The sequence below is a fragment of the Pseudomonas sp. B20 genome (assembly GCF_020515755.1).
Lineage (GTDB): Bacteria > Pseudomonadota > Gammaproteobacteria > Pseudomonadales > Pseudomonadaceae > Aquipseudomonas > Aquipseudomonas syringae.
The window spans coordinates 12,127-31,891 of the sequence record NZ_JAHPJG010000028.1 but is presented as its reverse complement, the minus strand read 5'-3'; the positions used below and the strand labels follow the sequence as shown (position 1 = coordinate 31,891).

General features: G+C 62.5%; 18 protein-coding genes. 5 read left to right on the top strand and 13 right to left on the bottom strand.

Features of this window, described 5'->3' with window-relative positions:
- The first annotated feature begins 45 nt into the window (after positions 1-45).
- A complete protein-coding gene (gene ftrA / locus LIX91_RS23130) occupies positions 46-999 on the top strand; it encodes a transcriptional regulator FtrA (RefSeq protein WP_024665331.1) in 954 nt (317 codons plus the stop codon).
- On the opposite strand, the gene LIX91_RS23125 is transcribed toward ftrA, so the two are convergent.
- From LIX91_RS23125 to xerC, 11 genes are all read right to left on the bottom strand, one after another.
- Positions 959-2,149, bottom strand: coding sequence for a serine hydrolase domain-containing protein (locus tag LIX91_RS23125; RefSeq protein ID WP_103697293.1), 1,191 nt, complete (start codon positions 2,147-2,149; stop codon positions 959-961). The two genes, ftrA and LIX91_RS23125, sit on opposite strands and share 41 nt — an antisense overlap.
- Positions 2,150-2,152: 3 nt before the next feature.
- Entirely contained in the window at positions 2,153-3,307 is a 1,155-nt protein-coding gene (locus LIX91_RS23120; protein ID WP_226489239.1) for an iron-containing alcohol dehydrogenase, read from the bottom strand.
- 23 nt (positions 3,308-3,330) lie between these two features.
- Positions 3,331-3,975: a LysE family transporter gene (locus tag LIX91_RS23115; protein WP_226489238.1), complete on the bottom strand. Its 645-nt coding sequence runs from the start codon at positions 3,973-3,975 to the stop codon at positions 3,331-3,333.
- A gap of 15 nt (positions 3,976-3,990) precedes the next feature.
- On the bottom strand, positions 3,991-5,739 hold the full coding sequence (locus LIX91_RS23110) for an FAD/NAD(P)-binding protein (protein ID WP_226489237.1): 1,749 nt from the start codon (positions 5,737-5,739) through the stop codon (positions 3,991-3,993).
- Positions 5,739-7,919 carry a 2,3-diaminopropionate biosynthesis protein SbnB gene (sbnB, locus tag LIX91_RS23105; protein WP_226489236.1) on the bottom strand — a complete coding sequence of 727 codons (2,181 nt, stop codon included), beginning with the start codon at positions 7,917-7,919 and terminating at the stop codon, positions 5,739-5,741. The genes LIX91_RS23110 and sbnB overlap by 1 nt, the downstream gene beginning before the upstream one ends.
- 5 nt (positions 7,920-7,924) lie before the next feature.
- The gene (locus tag LIX91_RS23100; protein WP_100071776.1) at positions 7,925-9,244 is read right to left on the bottom strand and encodes a lysine N(6)-hydroxylase/L-ornithine N(5)-oxygenase family protein; all 1,320 of its coding nucleotides are present in this window, start codon (positions 9,242-9,244) and stop codon (positions 7,925-7,927) included.
- A 43-nt stretch (positions 9,245-9,287) separates the two neighbouring features.
- A complete protein-coding gene (locus tag LIX91_RS23095; protein ID WP_226489235.1) occupies positions 9,288-10,265 on the bottom strand; it encodes an ABC transporter substrate-binding protein in 978 nt (325 codons plus the stop codon).
- Positions 10,262-11,416, bottom strand: coding sequence for an NAD(P)/FAD-dependent oxidoreductase (locus tag LIX91_RS23090; RefSeq protein ID WP_003416927.1), 1,155 nt, complete (start codon positions 11,414-11,416; stop codon positions 10,262-10,264). Before LIX91_RS23090 ends, LIX91_RS23095 begins: the two co-directional genes overlap by 4 nt.
- A gap of 14 nt (positions 11,417-11,430) precedes the next feature.
- On the bottom strand, positions 11,431-12,930 hold the full coding sequence (locus LIX91_RS23085) for a methionine--tRNA ligase (RefSeq protein ID WP_226489234.1): 1,500 nt from the start codon (positions 12,928-12,930) through the stop codon (positions 11,431-11,433).
- Positions 12,923-13,315 (bottom strand): cupin domain-containing protein, encoded by a 393-nt coding sequence (locus LIX91_RS23080; protein ID WP_003410749.1) that lies wholly within the window; start codon positions 13,313-13,315, stop codon positions 12,923-12,925. Before LIX91_RS23080 ends, LIX91_RS23085 begins: the two co-directional genes overlap by 8 nt.
- A gap of 333 nt (positions 13,316-13,648) precedes the next feature.
- Positions 13,649-14,614: a tyrosine recombinase XerC gene (xerC, locus tag LIX91_RS23075; protein WP_103688580.1), complete on the bottom strand. Its 966-nt coding sequence runs from the start codon at positions 14,612-14,614 to the stop codon at positions 13,649-13,651.
- Between the two features lie 223 nt (positions 14,615-14,837).
- Between xerC and LIX91_RS23070 the strand changes: the two genes are divergently transcribed.
- Positions 14,838-15,302, top strand: coding sequence for an antitoxin Xre/MbcA/ParS toxin-binding domain-containing protein (locus LIX91_RS23070; RefSeq protein ID WP_003416940.1), 465 nt, complete (start codon positions 14,838-14,840; stop codon positions 15,300-15,302).
- 5 nt (positions 15,303-15,307) lie between these two features.
- On the opposite strand, the gene LIX91_RS23065 is transcribed toward LIX91_RS23070, so the two are convergent.
- Both LIX91_RS23065 and LIX91_RS23060 read right to left on the bottom strand, forming a co-directional pair.
- Positions 15,308-16,291, bottom strand: a complete 984-nt coding sequence (locus tag LIX91_RS23065; RefSeq protein ID WP_003416941.1) for an MDR family oxidoreductase — start codon at positions 16,289-16,291, stop codon at positions 15,308-15,310.
- A gap of 49 nt (positions 16,292-16,340) precedes the next feature.
- Positions 16,341-17,000 (bottom strand): TetR/AcrR family transcriptional regulator, encoded by a 660-nt coding sequence (locus LIX91_RS23060; protein ID WP_226489233.1) that lies wholly within the window; start codon positions 16,998-17,000, stop codon positions 16,341-16,343.
- Between the two features lie 135 nt (positions 17,001-17,135).
- Between LIX91_RS23060 and LIX91_RS23055 the strand changes: the two genes are divergently transcribed.
- From LIX91_RS23055 to modB, 3 genes are all read left to right on the top strand, one after another.
- A complete protein-coding gene (locus tag LIX91_RS23055) occupies positions 17,136-18,215 on the top strand; it encodes an NAD(P)H-dependent flavin oxidoreductase (protein ID WP_226489232.1) in 1,080 nt (359 codons plus the stop codon).
- Between the two features lie 101 nt (positions 18,216-18,316).
- Positions 18,317-19,084: a molybdate ABC transporter substrate-binding protein gene (modA, locus tag LIX91_RS23050; RefSeq protein ID WP_226489231.1), complete on the top strand. Its 768-nt coding sequence runs from the start codon at positions 18,317-18,319 to the stop codon at positions 19,082-19,084.
- Positions 19,085-19,765, top strand: coding sequence for a molybdate ABC transporter permease subunit (gene modB, locus LIX91_RS23045; protein ID WP_226489230.1), 681 nt, complete (start codon positions 19,085-19,087; stop codon positions 19,763-19,765).

The window sequence follows — 19,765 nt, the reverse complement described above, 5'->3', positions numbered from 1 at the left end:
CGCCAAACTACTGGCTGAAATGCCAATATCCGGTAACATCGCGCCATGAAAAATCATCTCGTTGTCGCACTCATCTACAACCAGCTGTGCACCTTCGAATTTGGCTGCACGGTTGAAGTCTTTGCGCTGAAAAGACCCGAGCTGGGCGTCAGTTGGTACGAGTTCGCGACCTTCCCGGTCGACGACGGCCCGATCACCGCTGCCGGGGGCATCACCATCGTGCCGACACCCGGCGAGGTGCTGCTGGAAAACGCCGACACGATCATCGTGCCGGGCTGGCGCGGGGTGGAATCCGAGGTCCCGCAACGGCTCATCGAACAGCTCAAGGCGGCTCATGCACGCGGCGCGCGAATCTGCTCGATCTGTACCGGGGCTTTCGTACTGGCGGCGGCCGGTCTGCTCGACGGGCACAAGGTAACGACCCACTGGCGCTACACCGACCTGCTGGCCACCATGTACCCGGGCCTGACCATTCAGCCCAACGAACTGTATGTGGATCAGGGCAGCATCGTGACCGCAGCAGGCTCGGCCGCCGGGCTGGACATGATGCTGCACCTGGTGCGCAACGATCACGGCTCGCGCGTCGCCAACATGGTTGCGCAGCGCATGGTCATCCCGCCGCATCGCGAAGGTGGACAATCGCAATACGCATCCCGGCAACTGGTATCGGCCAGCGACGGGCCGATTTCCAACCTCATGGACTGGATTCGCAGCGACTTGCAGCGCCCACATACCATCAAGGAGATGGCCTCACGCGCGGCGCTCAGTACCCGCACCTTGCACCGCAGCTTCATGGAAAGCACCGGGCTGACGCCTTACGACTGGCTGCTCGGTGAGCGTATTGCCTACGCCAAGGAACTGCTGGAATCGTCGAAATTACGCCTGAACGAAGTGGTGGACCGCGCCGGCTTCGGCTCCGAAGAGTCGTTTCGCCGGCACTTCCGCAATCTGGTGGGCATCAGCCCGAGCAGTTACCGCAAGCAATTTGCCCGGGCCTGACCACGGGCTCCGGGTAAAGCGCATCGACGATTGCGTCGGCAAATTCGCCCCACGCGCCGGCAACCGCCGTGTTGGTCAGAACCACCATGCTCAGCGCAGCACGCGGATCGACCCAGTAATGGCTGCCATACAGCCCGCACCATGACCAGGTTCCAGCGCCCTGCCGCTGCCCGGCGAGCGCTGGATCGGTGAGGATCATCGGCCCCAGCCCGAACCTCCAGCCGGGCCCGCGGCTGGCGATGCTCATCTGGCCAATCGCATTGCCCAGCAAACGCGCGGTACTGGCTTCACTCAATAGAGGCGCTCCGCCAAGACGCAGGCATTCAAGCAGCCGAAGATAGTCATCCGCCGTGCCCAGCATTCCAGCCCCGCCTGACTGATACGCATCGGTGTCAAAGGCGCGGGCTGCGGACAGCTGCGCCTTGCCGCTGGCGAGCAGCACCCCATCGTCATCGTCGATACGCTGCGGGCCGCTGACCCCGTCCTTGTAGGCGCTGGCCAGCGGCCGTTCCGGCAGATGCCTGAATGAGGTCGCATGCATGCGCAGAGGCGCGGTGACCCATTTATCGATGGCTGCTGACAACGCCAGACCCGTAGCCTGTTCGACCACTGCACCCAGCACATCAGTGGCCAGCGAATATCCCCAGGCACTGCCGGGCTCGAACAGCAAGGGCACACGCGCCAAACGCGTCAGGTTTTCCTGCAGGTCGAACGCTACCCGGTCCAGCCCGTCCGACACCCCGGCCCGCTGATAGGCACTATCGGGCGCCTGCTCAAAGCCATAGCTCAGACCCGACGTATGTGACAGCAGGTGCTGCAACGTGATGAGTGGCTCGCGGCCATTGGCCAGACGCGGTCGAAAGGCTGGCAGCCAGTGCGTTACAGAAGCGTGCAGATCCAGCACACCCCGTTCGCAGAGCCGCAACACCGCGACCGAGGTCAACAGCTTGGTCAATGAGGCCAGGCGAAAACGCGTGCTGCGAGTGACCGGAAGCTGCTGCTCGCGATCGGCCCAGCCGCGCGCACTGGCATATGCCACGCGGCCCTGGCGAGCCAGCAACAGCACGCCGCCGACGATCCGGCCCTGCTCGACGAAACCGCGCCAGACCTGATCAAGACGCTGTATGCCCGCCTCGTTCAGCGCAGCCATGGTTCACTCGCCCCTCACTGCACGGCTGAAAATCTGCCCGTAGACCTGCGCCGAATGGCGAATAGGGTTGGTGTGCGAGCAGCCATCGGCGAAGGCCATCTGCCCTACCCGCTCGGCTTCGCGATCATCGATGCCGATCTCGCTCAGCGTATGTGGAATACCAATCTGCTCGCGCAGCGTCAGCAACCAGTCCATCACCCCGGAGAAACCGGGCGAAGGCAACCGCAGGTAAACCGCAAGATCGTCCATTTGCGTCTGCAGCACCGAGCGATTGGCCTCCAGCACGTAGGGCAGCAGGATCGCGTTCAGCAAGCCGTGATGCTGATCGTAGAGCGCCCCCAGGCTCTGCGCGATTGCGTGTACGCCGCCCAGACCACGCTGAAACGCGGCCGCGCCAAGGCTGGAGGCCACCAGCATCTGCTGTCGCGCCTCAAGGTCCTGCCCGTCGGCGACGACACGCGGTAAAAACGCCTTGATCATCTGCATGCCCTTGACCGAAACCGCTTCGGCCAACGGGTGCCAGGCCGGCGAACACCAGGACTCCATGCAGTGGGTCAAGGCATCGGCCCCGGTGGCGGCGGTCAAGTGCCTGGGCAGGTCCAGTGTCAGCGTGGCATCCAGAATCGCGATGCGCGGCATCATGCGAATGTGCAGGATGGTGCGTTTGACCTGCGCCTGTTCATCGGTAATCACCGACGCACGCCCGACTTCAGAGCCGGTCCCGGCCGTCGTCGGCAGCGCAATCACCGGCGCAATGCCATCCGGATCGGCGCGCAGATGGTTGTCGTTGATGTCTTCGAAATCCCATAACGGGCGGGTCTGGCCCGACATCAGTGCGACTGCCTTGGCAGCGTCCAGCGCCGAGCCGCCGCCAAACGCAATCACACCGTCGTAGCCTCCGGTTCTGTAAGCGTGCAGCCCCTCGGCGACGTTGGTGCCGATCGGGTTGCCCTTGACCCGGTCAAACAGGCCGCAGTGGCCCAATTGGCTGCGGCAGTCCTCTACGGCGCTGGCGATCATGTCGGTGCTGCCGAGAAAGCTGTCGGTGATCAGCAGCGGACGTTGTATGCCGGTCACCCTGCAGGCGTCGGCCAGTTCGTTGACGCGTCCTGCGCCTGCGCGGATGGAAGTCGGGTAGTGCCAGTCGTTGCGATGCATGCAGGTATTCCTTTACAGATGTTTCAGTGAATGAAGCCAGCCGGCAGCAAACCGATCAGCAGGCGCAGACCAAAGGCGATCATGAACAGGCCGGTGACGATGTCGATGGCCTTTTTCATGCGCTGATAACGCGCCTGTACCGCAGGTATCGAAAACAGCGTGGCGAGCAGCACGAACCAGGAAATCGCCAGTACCGCGATGATCGACACACCTGCAGTGCGCACCCACATCGGCATGCCTGGCGTGGTCACGGTGGTGAACACGCTGGTGTAGAACGCCAGCGCCTTGGGATTGGTCAGGTTGGTCAGCAGGCCGAACCGATAGGCGCGGCTCAGACTGCCAATGCCCAGCGCAGCGATGTCCCTGGGTTTGGGCTGGCTGCCGGCACTGCGCAGGCTTTTGCTGCCGAGCCAGGTCAGGTAGGCACCGCCGAGCAATTGCAGGGTCGGTTGCAGCCATGGCAACTGTTGAAACACCAGCCCCAACCCGGTGGCTGCCAGCAAGGCCCAGAGAATGCTGCCCGAGGCAACCCCCAGCCCGGCACAGATACCCTGCTGCCGCGACTGGCTGAACGAGAGTTGGGTGATCACCAGAAAATTCGGACCGGGGCTGATGATCAGCACGATGAACGCACCAGCGAGAGCGGTCAGCAAAGTGATTTCGCACATAGAAATAATTCCTTTTTAATTAATAGCTTGAGTGGCTTTGCTCAACTGAAATGTGATGCCACTTGAAGTTGTGTTTGTCAGCGTATCCAGGCAGGACTCGACCGCCCGGCGCGCCTCGATCAGCGCGCGACAGGTCGGATCAGGTGTCGGTACGTAGTGGTTGTAGAACGTGCAGCCTTCCACGGCGGGCCCGAGAACCCAGAGCCGCTGTTGCACCTCACCGTCGCCACCGATTGCGCGACCCACGGCGTCGGTATCGATGCCATCGGCAGGCCAGGCATGGGCGGCGCGAATCAGCCCGCGCTCGCGCAGGTCGTTGATCAACCCCTGACGACTGCCCGACACGCCGCTGTGGGCAACGCGGGCAGACAGGCAGTTATGCGGCTCCTGCACGTCACTCATCGGCGGCAGAACCGTCACGACCCCGGCTTCGATCAGCGCAAGCAGGTCCTCATGGCGTTCCTTCTGTGGCCCGCCGACCAGACGGTTGCTCAGTCCCGCCCAGGTGCCATAGAACTCCAGCGTCGAGGATTCAGTCAGGCCGTTGCGATCGGCGACCAGACGCAACAGGTCGCGATAATCGCGCCAGACCTCCAGCGCCTGACAGATCGGGCTGTGCACGGTGCCCAGCCGACTCAGGGCCAGGTCACGTTTGATCCAGTCGACGAACCACTGCCCATACGAGCTTTCGGCGCCAGACCAGGGCTGAGTGCTCAGCCAGTGCTCAGGCTCGAATGCACCCCATTGTTCTGCCAGACGGGCAAACACTGCCGGTCTGGTGCTTGACTCGCGCAGCAGGCGCTGAACAGAGTCCAACCGCCCAGGCGCCTCCATGCGGACCCTGGCCTGATAGAACACGGCACGCATCTCATCCTTGATCAGGGGCAGCACATCGGCGCGAAAGTCGAGCCGCCCGCCTTCCCTCTGCTCGCGCAAACGCGCTATGGCGTCGGCCGTAAAAAACAGCCTTGGCAACGGTGCGTGACAGCAGGCATGCCATTGCGGCCTGGCATGAAACGGCAATCCGCTACGCGAATACATCAACACCCTGGGCTCGCGTCCGGACGGCAGGTAACGCCAGCCGGCGAAGCCGCCATCGCGCACGTAGCGCCCGCCGCGCCCCTCAGTCAGATGCGCAAGTGTGTCCATGGCCGTCAGTCCCACGCCTTCGATGACCACGCAATCGCCGACGTCCTGCTGCGCGGGGTTTTCAGGTGCGTGTCCGCTGGAGAGGAATACGCCATCGACGTCCATTGCCAGACTGCCGGTACGCAGCCGGAAACCCGGCGTTTGCGACCTTGGCTGGCAGCTCAGCACCTGCTCGGCGTGGTGGCTAACCTGCACATGCGCCGGGCAGCGTTGCAGCAGGAAACGGTAACTGTCCTGCAAATAGCGCCCGAGCAATGCACGCGGCACGAAGTCGCCAAATGCCACCGCTCTGCCCTGCCCATCCGGGCTGACATGGCCGCGCTCGTCCACGCGTACATCCTCCCGGCTGCACCATTGCAAAAAGGTCGGGCCTGGCGGTTCACACGCCGGGAATGCCGAGGAGAACGCCGACAACTGACCGGCCATGGTGTTGAGCATCAGGTAATCAGGCTGCTGCGCATGGTGCAGCCCGCTGCCCGGCGGCTGCGGATCGAACACCTCGATATGCAGCGGTTGCCGCACGTCTTGGCGACCCATGCCGATCAACTGCTCCAGAATGCTCAACCCGCGTGAGCCCATGCCGATAATGGCAACGGTATGCGTGTGCATGGCCATCACCAGCGCGCCGATTCAAAGAAGAACTGCGGCACCGGCAAAGCGCTGCCCTCGGCCACCGCCTGGCGATACACCCGCTGCCCCACGGCGAGGTCCAGCACGCCTAGCCCGAACGGCGAAAAGATCGAAGCCTTGTCCGGGCTCAGCTCCACTTGCCCGGTCATCAGCTGTGCCAGCGTCCCGGTAATGAACGAGCGATGCTGATACTGCTGCACGGCGAGGTCAGGCGAGGTCTGAGCCTTGAGGCAGTGTTCGACGTCATCGAGGATGTTGTTCGCCTGGGCAATGACCTCCGGCCCCAGATCGCGCAACGAGATGTTCAGCACCAGCTGCCCCGCCTGAAACACCGACTCCAGCACATAAGGGCTTGGCGCAGTAGTGGCGAACACCACCACATCGGCTTGCAGGCACGTCGCCAGGTCGCTCGGCTCGCTGTGCAGTCCATGGCGACTGGCATGCCCGACCAGCGCCAGCGCCGAATCCTGGTGCTGATCGAAGACGCTGACCGCGTCCATCGTCCAGCCATCGCTGACGAACATGTCGAGGATGGTGCGGGCAATGAAACCGGCACCGATGAACGACATTCGCCCGACATGACGCTGCTGGCGGTTCATCCAGCGCGCAGCGAGCACCGCCGAGGCTGCCGTGCGCATGGCACTGATGCGCGAGGCTTCCAGGCAGGCAAAGGCATAGCCGGTCAGCGGATCGTTGAGGATCAGCACTGCCGAGGCGCGCTGCAGGCCCGTGTCGATATTGCCCGGAAAGCTGGAAATCCATTTGATGCCACTGACCGGCTGCTTGCCCGACAGGCTGGCGGGCAAGGCGATGATGCGATTGGCCGGCGCCTGCGCAAAGCGCAGAAAGTAACTGTCGGGATTGATCGTGTGGCCAGCCTCATGGGCCAGATACGCCGCCTGCACATCATCGATACAGGCCAGCGGATCTGCCGCCAGCAGGCGCGCAACCACCTCGCCATCGACCACATGGAACGCCGCCCGCTTCAGCCGCTCGGCGGCCAGCCAGAAGGTTGAACTCTGCTCCTGCGCAAGCGCGCTTGCACCCGAAGGCGCTGCGACTGAACCGCCGTTTTCGCGAGCAAGCTCGGTCTCACAAGGCGTTGCGTGCGCGCGCACGACATTTACACACCTATTCTGTGGGAGCGAGCTTGCTCGCGAAGGCGTTTTCACGCGTCCCGGAGATGTTGCAGCCTCTGATGAGGAAAGATCCGCCAAGGTCATGCTCAGCACTTCATGGCCAAAACGCTGCTCGACCCACTGATCATCGTAAAGAGTATCCAGGTAGCGCTCGCCCCAGTCCGGCGACAACGCCACGACCACTGAACCGGGCTCGATGCGCTCGCGCCAGGCATGCACCGCAGCGATCACCGTTGCGGTGGACCCGCCGACCAGCAGGCCCTTGCTGCGCGCCAGGATTCTGCACATGGCGACGGTACGGGATTCCGGGACCATTTCCAGCGCGTAAATACCATCAGCCTTGAAGATCGGCGGGCGCTGGCTGGTGCCCAGTCCGGGAATGAAGCGCCGGCTGGCCGGGGTGTCGAAGGTCACCGAGCCGACGCTGTCCACAGCAATGATTCGGGTGGTCGGATGATGGCGCTGAAAATGCTGAATGCAGCCCATCAAGGTGCCAGTCGTCCCGGCACCGACGAACACATAATCCACATGGCCGAAATGCTGGCTGATCGAACGCGCCGTGGTTCGCGCATGGGCACGCGGGTTGGCCGCATTTTCGTATTGATTGAGCCAGACGTAGCGCGGGTCGCTGGCCACTTTTTGGCGAATCAACTCGATGCGCGTCCCGAGGAACCCGCCGTTGGCGTCCGGGATTTCGACCTGGATGACCTCGGCGCCGTAGCTGCGCATCATGCGGATGTTATGGCTGGAGCTGTTGGGGTCGACCACGCAGGTAAACGGGATGCCCCGTTCAGCGCAGATCATCGCCAGCGCCACCCCGAGATTGCCCGACGAGGACTCGATCAGAATCGTCTCCGGGCCCAGCAGGCCCCGCGCCTGAAGGTCATTGATCAACCCCACGGCGGTCTTGAGCTTGATCGAGCCTGCCGGGTTGAGTGATTCCATTTTCAGGAAAAAATCGGCGCCCAGGCCCGTCACCTTGAGGAAGGTCTGATCGTGAACGATTTCGCAAAGAGAGTTGTACATGGGCTTCACTTCCACTGTGCCAGCAAGGGTTCGGCGGCCGGTGCTACGGCCTGCTGAAGGGCGGTGGCGATACGCTCGGCGCGCAGTGCCATCAGTGAAAATGACTGACTGTCACTGATTCCGTGGCTGCGTTCGGAAAGACCATTGACCCAGATATTCACGTCACACTCGCCTTGGGTGGCGACCTGATAATCCCGATCGATGAGCAGCCCCCCGTCGACATCGGCCTGCAGCCATGGCTGCAAACCACTCAACAACGGCGGTATCAGGTACTGCTGATACCCGGTGCCGAGTACCACGGCATCGACCTCCAGCACCTGAGTGCGCTGGCTGAAGGTGTCGGTCAGCTCGACCCGGTAGCCCTCGGCGACAGGTTCGATGGCGCTGATCACGCTGTAGGCGTAGGTCTGCAGACGTTTGCGACCAGCGATGGAGTCTTCGTAGATCAACGAAAACAGCTTCTGGCTTTCGTCCGGGTCGATCCCTGCGTAATTGGTCGAGCGGCTCCAGTCGAGAAAACGCTGCCGCGCGGCCGGGTCCAGGCTATGGAAATAATCGACGTGATCCGGGGCGAATACCCGGTTGGGGAACTGGCCAAGCTGGGTGAGTTTGAAACCGGCCGAGCGATGCACTGAATGCACTTCGATGCCGGCGTCGCGGCTGACCAGCTCCAGCACCGACTCACTGGCGCTCTGCCCCGAACCGAGCACCAGCCAACGCTTGGGCAACTGATCGCCGAAGGCTTGCAGGCGGCTCAGAAACTGCGACGTGTGAAACAGCGTCGGGCCGATCAGCGCCTCGAACGCGGGCGGAATACGCGGCGCACTGCCGCTGGACAGCACGACATTGCGCGTCGTGAAGCTGGTATCCGGCGTGCACACGCGTAGCTCATGCAGGCGCCCATGACGCAGCACCGGGTCAATTCCGGTGACCGGCGTGTTGAAGCAGGTCTGACTGTCTACCTGCGCAGCGACCCAGGCCAGATAATCCGACCATTCATGACGACTGGCCGGGCGGCCCAGTAGGCCGAAATCGAACATTCGCCCGTGTGCCTTGAGGTACATAGCGAACGAGAAGCGGCTGCGCGGATTGCGCGGGGTCACCAGATCGCGAAAGACGTGATGGTTGATGTCCGTTCCGGCCAGCAGCAGTTCGCGATGCCATTGGCTGTCCTGCGCAGCTTCCAGATAGCGAACGGACAGCGTGCCCAGCGGGTCATTGGCCTCTCGCGCATCGGCAAACGCGCAGGCCAGCGCGATACCGGCCGGACCGAAGCCGATACAGACGGCGTCCGAATGCAAGGTGTGTGGTGTCGAGTTACCCATGAAGTTCCTGTCCTTAGAGTTGGTATAAAGCGGTGTTTTGGGGCTATGGGGTGATGCGGCTCAGCCCGGTGGGGCCTGGCGTCCAGAGGCAGGTCGTCGCGCTGCGCAGCTCGCCCTGATCGAAGCTGACCGTGCCCAGCGGTGTGTTGAAGGTGCTGTGCCGAAACGCATCCGGCAGTTGCCCGGCGCGAAGACCGCTGCGGGCCACCTCGGCCAGCACGTAAAGCATCAGCAGGCTTTCGCGAAAGTAAGTCTGTGGCTCGGCAGCGAACAGTGACCGGTGCAGTGCCTGGGCCTGACAGCGATGTCCGGCGCTGTCCGGGGCTCCGAAGCCGATCACGAAGGTGTTGCCGTCGTGCCCTGCGGTGCCCAGATACGGCGAGGCAGCGTCGTCGGTCAGCACCAGCGGTCGGGCACTGCCCGCTTGCCGCCGCGCTTGCCAATGCTCGCGACTGGGTTTGAGGCGTCCGGCAAACACCTCGACATCGGCCTGCTCGAGCTCGTCGACACGTTGCAACCCGGCACTAGCCAGCGCCGCGCCGATGGCAACGCGCAAGGCCCGCCCGTGAGCACTGTCGTCGGCCTGAACATGCACGCGGGGCCACTGACGAGCCGCCAGCCAGCTGACCAGATCCGCCGCCAGTTGCCGGTCCGCGGGGCAGAAACGAAAGACGTTGTGATGCTCCAGGGTCAGGCAATCGATCGTCGCCGCGGGGGTCAGCAGGGCAATACCGGCGTGCCGATACAGCGGCGCGGCAGCGACGGCTGCATCCGAAGAGAAATGACCGATGACCAGATCGGCCTTCCAGTCGACCATTTGCCGGGCCACATCGGCCCCGCGAACGGCATTGGCCGCGTCGTCGAGAAAGTGCCACTGCACTCGCTCAAGCCCCGGCATGCAATTGCGCGCCACCGCCAGCGCCCTCAAAAAGGTCCGTGCATGCGGCGTGTCGTCGGGGTCGAACAGAGCGCTGACCCCGACCCGCAAGCCCGGTATGCGCGAGTCGACCGAGGACGTCATGACTGCACACTCGCCAGCGCGAGGTCTTGTGCTGAAAAGCCCGGCATCGACCTGCCTGGTGACAATGCCGACCAGCCGGGGCAAGCGCGATCCGTTCCGGCCAGATGCCTGCGCAGCTGTTCGACAGCAATGTGCGCCACGCCGGGCGCGAACTTGAAGCCCAGCCCGGACATGCCTGCGGCCAGATACACCGGGCTGCGCTCGGCACAGAACCCCAGCATCGGCCGACCGTCGGCGCTGTAACTGTCGAAACCGGGCAACACATCGAGCACGTGCGGCTTGCCGACCGAGGCGCACAACTGGGCGACGCGCTTGCATGCGTCCTCGGCATGCCGTGCGTCAGGCTGCGCAAGGTGCTCGGGCCACAGGCCGCTGTCACGCGCGCCACAGCCGGTCTGCACGATATGCCGAGTCAGCGGTATGCCGTAGCTCTGGTTCACCGCATCAATCACCGGCATTGACCAGTCGCCTTCGGTCAGCACCCGGGCCAGAGGAATCGAGCGTGCTTCCAGCCCCGAGTGCGGCACCAGGTGCTGGCTCCACGCACCGGCCGCGACCACCACGGCCCGGCAACGCAGCGTGGCGCTGCCCAGGTCGATGTGCACAAGGTCGGGTGCCCGGCAGTCAATGGACTTGATCTCGCGATGCTCGAGCAGCAAGCCCTGCTGGCGTACCGACTGACACAGCACAGCAACGGCCTGGCGCACATTGCCGACGCAGGCGCGCGGCTCGAACAGGTTGGCCCGTTCCAGCGTCGGGCAATGCGGGTAGCGCCGGCCATCGAGCTCTTGACCTGACAGCAGGCGCATCGGGTAGCGTTCGCTGCCGTACTGGTCGATGGCGCGGTGCAGGTTATCCAACTGGTCCGTGGCGGCCCGGTAAATCACCCCGGTACGCCGCAACGCACTGGCGTAAGTGCTCGCAAAAATGCCGTCGTCCATCAGGCTGATGGAATAGGCCGCCAGCTCCATCAGCAGCGGATCGCTGTCATACAGGCGAACCAGGCCACCGGAATAGCCGCTTGCGCCCAGGCTGCCGGCTGCGCCCTTGTCGATCAGCGCGACCGACATACCGGCGCTGCACAGCTTCGCCGCGATACTGGCGCCGGTGATCCCGGCGCCAATGACCGCTATCTCATAATCGATGAGCATTGTCGTGAATCCGTTCAGATGGAGTATTCAGCGGCCGGGCCGTTCATGAGCGTGGCGTGGACGCGGGCTTCGGGCAGTCCGAACGCGCTGATGATCTGCGCTGAAATGTCCGGAATCAGCGCCTTGCCAAGCACTGCGATGAAAGCCGCCAGATGGCTGACCGGGCGACCTTCGGCCAGACGCGCGCGAGTGATGGCGATCACGTCGAGCAGCACCTGAGCCATGCGTTTCATCGAAAACTGCGCAGGCTCCGAGGCTTTGCTCCACTGCACGCGCAACGCTTCCAGGAGTCCGGCGTCTGCCCCGCAGAGGCCGCTCCACCAGTGGTCGTCGCGGTTGCTGCCGGCCTCCAGCAAGGCCGGGAAAAACTCGCTGAACACCTCTGTCCGCCATGCCAGGAACTGCGCCAGGCGGAAATCACCCTCGCTTTCCTCCGGCGCGATACTCGCCAGATACAGGCGCGCACTGTCGGCGCAGGCTTCACGGGCCAGGTCGCCTACCCAGATCGCATGGTTGCGGCTGGTCGACAGGTTCAGGCCGTCCAGCTTGAGAAACTGATTGGGCATGAAGCGCTGGCGGACCTTGATGTCGCGCAGCACCGTCAGTTGCGCCGGATAGACGATGGCGTGGCTGAACACACAGTCAAAGCCGAGAAAATGCACCAGCGTGCCCTGCCCCGACTGCCAGTACTGACGAAACAGCTCCGGACGCCCGACGCGGTCGGCATACTCCCGAAATGCCGCCATGTAGCCCGCCAGCCCCATGAACCAGGTGTGCACCCGGCACGAGCCGTCGGCCTGCAGGTCGAGCCCGCCGTCGCCCGGGCGTGTGACGCCCCAGTCATGCAGGTGCTCCAGGCTGTCGCGCAACCAGCTGTCGAGCGGCTTGCGCCATGACTGGCCCAGCAGGCGGTCACGCAACTGCGGCTTGAACCCGGCCAGTTTCAGAAACGCGCGATGGACGTTTTTCCATTGCGAGGGCTGACTGCAGAGCTTGCAGCGCAAGTCCGTCATCAGCTCGGCGTCAGGCGCCTGGGCGCAGTTCTCGCACTGACTGGCGTCGGACTCGGCACCGCAGTAATTGCAGTTGCCCCGGGCAAAGGCCTCGTAGCCCCAGACATCGCAATCAGGGCAATACGGCTCGCTGGAATCCCGACATTCGATCGCGCCAGCATCACGCAGCGCACCGAACACCTCGCCAACCGCCTCGGCGAACCACGGATTGTCGTGCGGGCGCATCCAGTTATCGGGCTGTATGTTGATGGCCGCCAGAGAAGCTTCGATACGGTCGGAATTGCGCCCGGCCAGCTCCACCGGGTCGACGCCCTGCTCCAGCCCTTTGCGCAGCATGTAGGACTGGTAGTCGTCGGAGTAGGACACCAGCACACACTCGTGGCCACGCTGACGCTGCACGCGGGTGAAGACATCAGCGGCCAGAAAGGGCCCGGCGATATGGCCTATGTGCAAGTCGCCGTTGGGGGTCGGTGGCGTGATGGTGACAATGAACTTACTCATCGAGGCACCCCGTGGTCTCGCTGTGCTGCGCCACGAACGCGTTCACGTAGTTCATGTCCCACCAGACCACATAGAAGTGGAAATCCTCGGCGGAATCGTTGATGACGTAATGGTTGGTGTGTTTCGGAATGGCAGCAATATCGCCGACGGTGAAATCCATCTGCCGGTCACCGACAACCAGACGCGCACTGCCCTTGATGGCAATGAAGATTTCCTGATCGATCTGGGTGTGTGCTTCGCTGCAGGTGCCCGGACGGACCACGCACCAGCCGCCAGCGAACGGCATCGGGTAGCCTTCCCACGGCAGCAAGCGGCTGCCATCCAGACCGTACTCGTGTACCAACGAGTCGAATCGGGTTTTACGGTGTATATCGAACTTTTCCATGCTCAGTCCCGTACGTTTCAAGTGCGGCAAAGCATGGAATTGTTGCCAATTGTTGGCTATCCGATTGCCGGATAGCTCAGGGTCGAACTATCCAGTTTTTGGATGGCTATCCGCAGGCAGGCCCGCCGTCCTATTTTTTTTGACAATGACGGCTATCGATAACGCTGATAACTGAATCGGGGACGGCGGTGTTAACGTTGCCGGCGATGAACGAACATTTCTCCCGGCCCCGCGAATCCGCATCGCGATGCCGGTGAATCTCTGCTCTGCTTCATCACTCCTTTGGTTAGATCTTTTAAGCCACCCCGTTTACGCGAGGTGGCTTTTTTTTGCTCAAAGATCAAACCGGTCCACAACGTTGCGCCGCTCGTTGTCACTGCGCATGTCGTAACTGGCGGTGGTCGAGATGTGCGTGTGGTGCGCGAGTTTCTGGGCAATCGACAGATCGAACTCTTCGATCACCCGAGTGATGAACGAACGTCGAAAATCGTGGGGCATGATGTTCACGCCCACCTGGCGCCCGCGCTGCTTGGCGATGAAGTAAATCGCATGCTTGGTGATTCTGTCGCGGGTGATATGGCTGCCACGGCGGATCCGGTTGAACAGGAACGGGTCGTCGCCCTGCCCCGGCTGGAGGCATGAGCGGCGCAACGCCAGCCAGTCGGTCAGCGCCTTGAAGGCCCATTCGGGAGCGTACTTGATCAGTTGCTTGTTGCCTTTGCCCAGCACCCGCAGGCTGCGCTCGGCGAAGTCGACCTGGGAAAGGTCGAGGTTGACCGACTCGGACTTGCGCATCCCCGAGCCATACAGAATGGCAATGATCGCGGCATCGCGACGCCCTTGCGGCCTGGGGTCGGCAGCACAGGCTTCCATCAACTCACGAATCAGCGTGCGACGGATGTTGCGGCCTTTGACCAATCGCGTGCCGCTGACCGGTTTGATCGAGCGGATTTTCAGCAGTTGATCGTGGCTGATCAGGTCGTGTCGCCAGGCTTCGTTCATCACGCCGCGAATGGCGTTCACATACAGCGAGGTGGTATTGGGCGCGTAGTCATCCTGACGCAGCGTTGCGACCAGCGCGGTAACGTGGCCAGGTTGCAGGGTGTGCCAGGGAATATCATGAATATCGACGTCAGCCATGCCCAGCCGGTCTGCTGCATCCTGCAGAACGTAGGTCATGGTCAGGCGGCTTGAAGGTGCCAGGCGATCGAGGTAGAGGCGCAGCGGCTTGTTGACGTCGGGCAGCGAAGGCTGGCTGACGATGCGTGTGTCCTTATCGGTGTGAGGGTCGTGCGGCATAGAAAGCGACGCCTTTTCTGGTGCAAGCGCGTGCCAACAGCCACGGCGCTTTTCATTCGTATTCAGGCGACCGACTTTAGCACGAGGGCTCTGGTGCGACACCTGCGCTGCAGCGCTCCGCCTTCCCGGTCAGGCAACGCCCGGTAACATCCTGCCGCTTGAACGACGCGTCGCCTGGGATAGCCTTGGCCGTCCTTTCCGCCATCGAAGGCCGGCACGCACCTTGATTCCGTCCTCTGCGAGCACAACAAGTGGCCGTCGTGAAGCGGCGGCCAGTTTCTGGTTGCTGACCCACCAGCTCAGTCAGCGCAGCGAAACCGAACGCCTGACTAATATTCAGGCGGGCTTTGCGCCGCGCTGGATCCGCGCAGTGCGGGACGCGCTGGCCCTTGGCCCCCGGCAAATGGAAGCGCTGTTCAACGCATCGATTTCAACCCTCGAACGGCGCCAGCGCCAACAGCAGTCACTGGATCTGGTGGCCTCCGAACGCCTGGACCGTGTAGCGATGATTGCCAGCCACGCCCTGCAGGTATTTGCAACGCCCGAGCGTGCCGGCCAATGGCTGGTTGCCCGCAACACCTCACTCGGCGGTCGCACGCCGTTGCAATTATGCGAAACCGGGCTCGGCACCACGCAAGTACATCGCGCACTGGTCGCACTCGAGTGTGCCAGTGCGAACGCGACGTGATTCACTCAGCGTGCAGTATCCACCACGATCCGCCCACGAACCTGCCCTGCAATCAATTGCGGCGCGAGGTCGATCACCTCGCTCAAGCCGACTTCACGGCTGATCAGTGGCAGCAACGACATGTCCAGGTCGCTCGCCAGCCTCGACCAGGCTTCCAGCCGATCCGCGCGCGGGCGGGTCACGCTGTCGATACCCGCCAGCGTGACACCGCGCAGAATGAACGGCGCAACCGACCCCGGAAACTCCATGCCCTGCGCCAGACCACAGGCCGCCACCACACCGCGATAACGGATACCGGCGCACACGTTGGCCAATGTATGGCTGCCGACAGAGTCGACTGCCGCCGCCCATTGCTCCTTGGCCAGCGGTCGCCCAGGCTGCGAGAGGGTTTGCCGGTCAATGATCTGTGCCGCGCCGAGTTGCTGCAGGTAGTCGCTTTCCGAGGCCCGCCCGGTGGAGGCAATGACCCGATAGCCGAGTCTGGCCAGGATGGCGATGGCAAAGCTGCCGACCCCACCATTGGCGCCGGTGACCAGCACATCGCCATGGTCAGGCGTCAAACCGTGCTTTTCCAATGCCAGGACACTGAGCATCGCGGTGTAGCCCGCCGTGCCGATGGCCATCGCCTGCGCCGGCGTGAAGGCCTGTGGCAAAGGAATGAGCCATTCGCTCTTGAGCCGGGCCTTTTGCGCCAGCCCGCCCCAATGCCCTTCGCCGACACCCCAGCCATTGAGCAGAACCTTGTCCCCGACCTTGAACTCAGGGGTATCGCTGGCTTCGACCGTACCGGCCAGGTCAATACCCGGCACCATCGGGAAGCTGCGCACGATCGGGCTCTGACCGGTGATCGCCAGCGCGTCCTTGTAGTTGAGCGTGCTGTGCGACACGTTGATCGTCACGTCGCCCGTGGGCAACCGCGCTTCGTCGATGTCGGTCAGATTGACGTGGTAGCCCGTCTCATCCTTGTCGATCAAGATGCCCTTGAACATATGCGCCTCCAATTTAGACTGATCGTCTTTAAATAGCCCTGAAGAGAAATCATTGCGGCAAACCACGAAGGTAGCCGGCAATGAACGTGTTCAACGGTGTAGCGCTTTTAACCAGCCGGGCGCGTAGCACTGCGCCTTCCCAGCCGATCCAGAAAAACGCGGCCAGCTCATCGCAATCAGCGTCTGCGGCCAATTCGCCCATTGACTGCGCAGCCCTAAGACAACCCGCCAGTTTCGACTGCCAGTCCAGCAGCGTCTGTTCCAGCACCTCGCGAAATCCGTCCGGTAACAGACTGATTTCCTGGCCCAGATTGCCGACCATGCAACCGCGTCGATAGTTGTGTCGCGCCATACCGCCCTTGGCGCTCTGCACAAAGCCGACCAGTCGTTCCAGTGGCGAAAGCGCTTCATCCAGCAGCCAGTGGTCCAGCCGCTGCGCGAAATAGCGTGCATATTCATCCAGCACCGCCCGGCCAAAGGCCTCCTTGCTGGGGAAGTAGTGATAGAACGACCCTTTGGGAATGCCGACTTCCTTGAGGATGTAATCCAGCCCTGTTGCCGAAAAACTCTGTTCGGTGAGCACTTCCAGACCGCGGCGCAGCAGTGCCTCGCGGGTCTCGAGGTTATCGCGATCAACCTTCGGTGGCCGGCCGGGACGCCGGGGCCTGGCGAGTGAGGGAGTCGGTAGCGGGATAGTTGGCTGAGTCATGCATGAATAGTAGACCGATCGTTTTTTATGTCAACCGAGCGACCCTCCCGGCTTGTCGACGCTCGACGTGGCGTTTGCCATTCACGCCATTCTCGCGCTCAATGAGCGTCTGCCGAATGCCTGCCGGAGAACCACATGAGCCAATGGCCAGATAGCCGCATCACTGAACTGTTCGCCATCGAACTGCCGCTGTTGCAAGCCCCCATGGCGGGCGCCAGCGGATCGCAGATGGCCATTGCTGTGGCTCAGGCTGGCGGCTTGGGGGCATTGCCCTGCGCCATGCTCACCCCCGAGAAAATCGACCAGGAAATCGCGACTTTCAGGCAGCAGACCGGCAACGCGCCGCTGAACCTGAATTTTTTCTGCCATCAGCCTCCTGCCTACGATGCCGAGCGCGCCGAACGCTGGAAGCAGTCGCTCAAGCCCTATTACGAGGAATTGGGTGCCGATTTCGATGCACCAACACCGGTCTCCAACCGCGCGCCCTTCGACAGCGACAGCTGCGCATTGATCGAGCGCTTGAGGCCGGAAGTGGTGAGTTTCCATTTCGGCCTTCCGCAGCCATCGTTACTGGATCGGGTCCGGGCCACGGGTGCAAAAATCATCTCGTCAGCCACCACGGTCGAGGAAGCTATCTGGCTGGAGCAACACGGCTGTGATGCAGTGATTGCCATGGGCTATGAAGCTGGCGGCCATCGGGGGCTGTTCCTCAGCGATCAACTACACACCCAGGTAGGCACCTTTGCATTGGTCCCGCAAATCGCTGACGCGACAAGCATCCCGGTCATCGCCGCAGGTGGTATCGCGGACGGTCGCGGTGTAGCGGCGGCATTTGTCCTGGGCGCTTCGGCGGTAAAGATCGGAACCGCATATCTGTTCTGCCCGGAAGCCAGCGTCAGCGCCCTGCATCACCAGGCGCTGCACGATGCCACGGGCAGCCAGACCGCGCTGACCAACCTCTTCACCGGGCGTCCGGCGCGAGGCATCGTCAATCGGATCATGCGCGAAGCCGGCCCCATCAGCGCGCTCGCCCCGGCGTTTCCGCTGGCAGGCGGTGCCTTGATGCCGCTGCGTGCGCAGGCGGAAAAACTGGGCAGCAGTGACTTCGTGAACCTCTGGGCAGGCCAGGCAGTCGGTATCAAACATCGGCTGGGAGCCACCGAACTGACGCGGCAACTGGCTGAAAACGCGCTGAAAATTCTGTCTCCGCGATAAAACAGTGCTTTCAGAACAACAGGCTGACGCTATATATTTATCTATATAGCGAAACGCCCTTATCTCGATGGCGTGCGTTTTCATCATCAAGGAGCTGTTTCATGCAAACGACCACGCTGCGCGCCATTCTCAAGTTCTCCGTGCTGGCCTTTGCCGCCTCTGCCGCAGCCTATGCGTCTGCCGACGAAGTGCAAGTCGCCGTGGCGGCCAATTTCACCGCGCCGATCCAGGCGATAGCCACTGACTTCGAGAAGGACACCGGCCACAAGCTCGTCGCCGCGTTTGGCGCTACCGGTCAGATCTATACGCAGATCAAAAATGGCGCGCCGTTCGAGGTCTTCCTCTCGGCTGACGACACCACGCCGGCAAAACTCGAGCAGGAAGGCGACACCGTCAAGGGGTCGCGTTTCACCTACGCGGTCGGCACACTGGCGTTGTGGTCGGCCAAGGATGGTTATGTCGACAGCAAGGGCGAGGTGCTCAAGGCCAATCAGTATCAACACTTGTCCATCGCCAACCCCAAAACCGCGCCCTACGGCCTGGCAGCGACTCAGGTACTGAGCAAAATGGGCCTGACCGAAGCCACCAAAGCCAAGATCGTCGAAGGTCAGAGCATTACCCAGGCCTACCAGTTCGTGTCCACCGGCAATGCCGAGCTGGGTTTCGTGGCCCTGTCGCAGATCTACAAGGATGGCAAGCTGACCAGCGGCTCGGCCTGGATCGTACCGGATGACCTGCATGACCCGATCAAGCAGGACGCGGTCATCCTCAACAAAGGCAAGGACAGCGCCGCCGCCAAGGCGCTGGTCGAGTACCTCAAGGGCCCGAAAGCCGCCGCGATCATCAAGTCCTTCGGATACCAGCTGTAAATGCCGCTGGGGAGTGCCGACATCGCGGCGATCTGGCTGACGCTGAAACTGGCGTCGCTGACCACCGTTATCCTGCTGATCATCGGCACGCCCGTTGCGCTGTGGTTGGCGCGCACTGATTCATGGCTGAAGGGGCCGATTGGCGCAGTTGTCGCCCTGCCCCTGGTGCTGCCGCCAACCGTTATCGGTTTTTATCTGTTGCTGCTGCTCGGGCCTAACGGTGCGGTGGGTCAGCTTACCCAAAGCCTGGGGATGGGCACGCTGACTTTCAGCTTTGCCGGGCTGGTGATTGGCTCGGTTCTGTACTCGATGCCTTTCGTCGTGCAGCCGCTGCAAAACGCGTTCGCAGCGATCGGCTCCCGCCCTCTGGAGGTCGCAGCCACCTTGCGGGCCGGCCCTTGGGACACTTTTTTTCACGTGATTCTGCCCTTGGCCAAGCCGGGGTTTATCACCGCGGCCATCCTCGGGTTCGCGCACACGGTCGGCGAGTTCGGTGTGGTACTGATGATCGGCGGCAACATTCCCGAGAAAACCCGTGTGGTGTCAGTGCAAATCTTCGATCACGTCGAATCCATGGAGTACCTGCAAGCGCACTGGCTGGCCGGCGCGATGCTGGTCTTTTCCTTTCTGGTGCTGTTGGCGCTGTATTCCAGCGGCAAATCCAGAACGGGATGGAGCTGA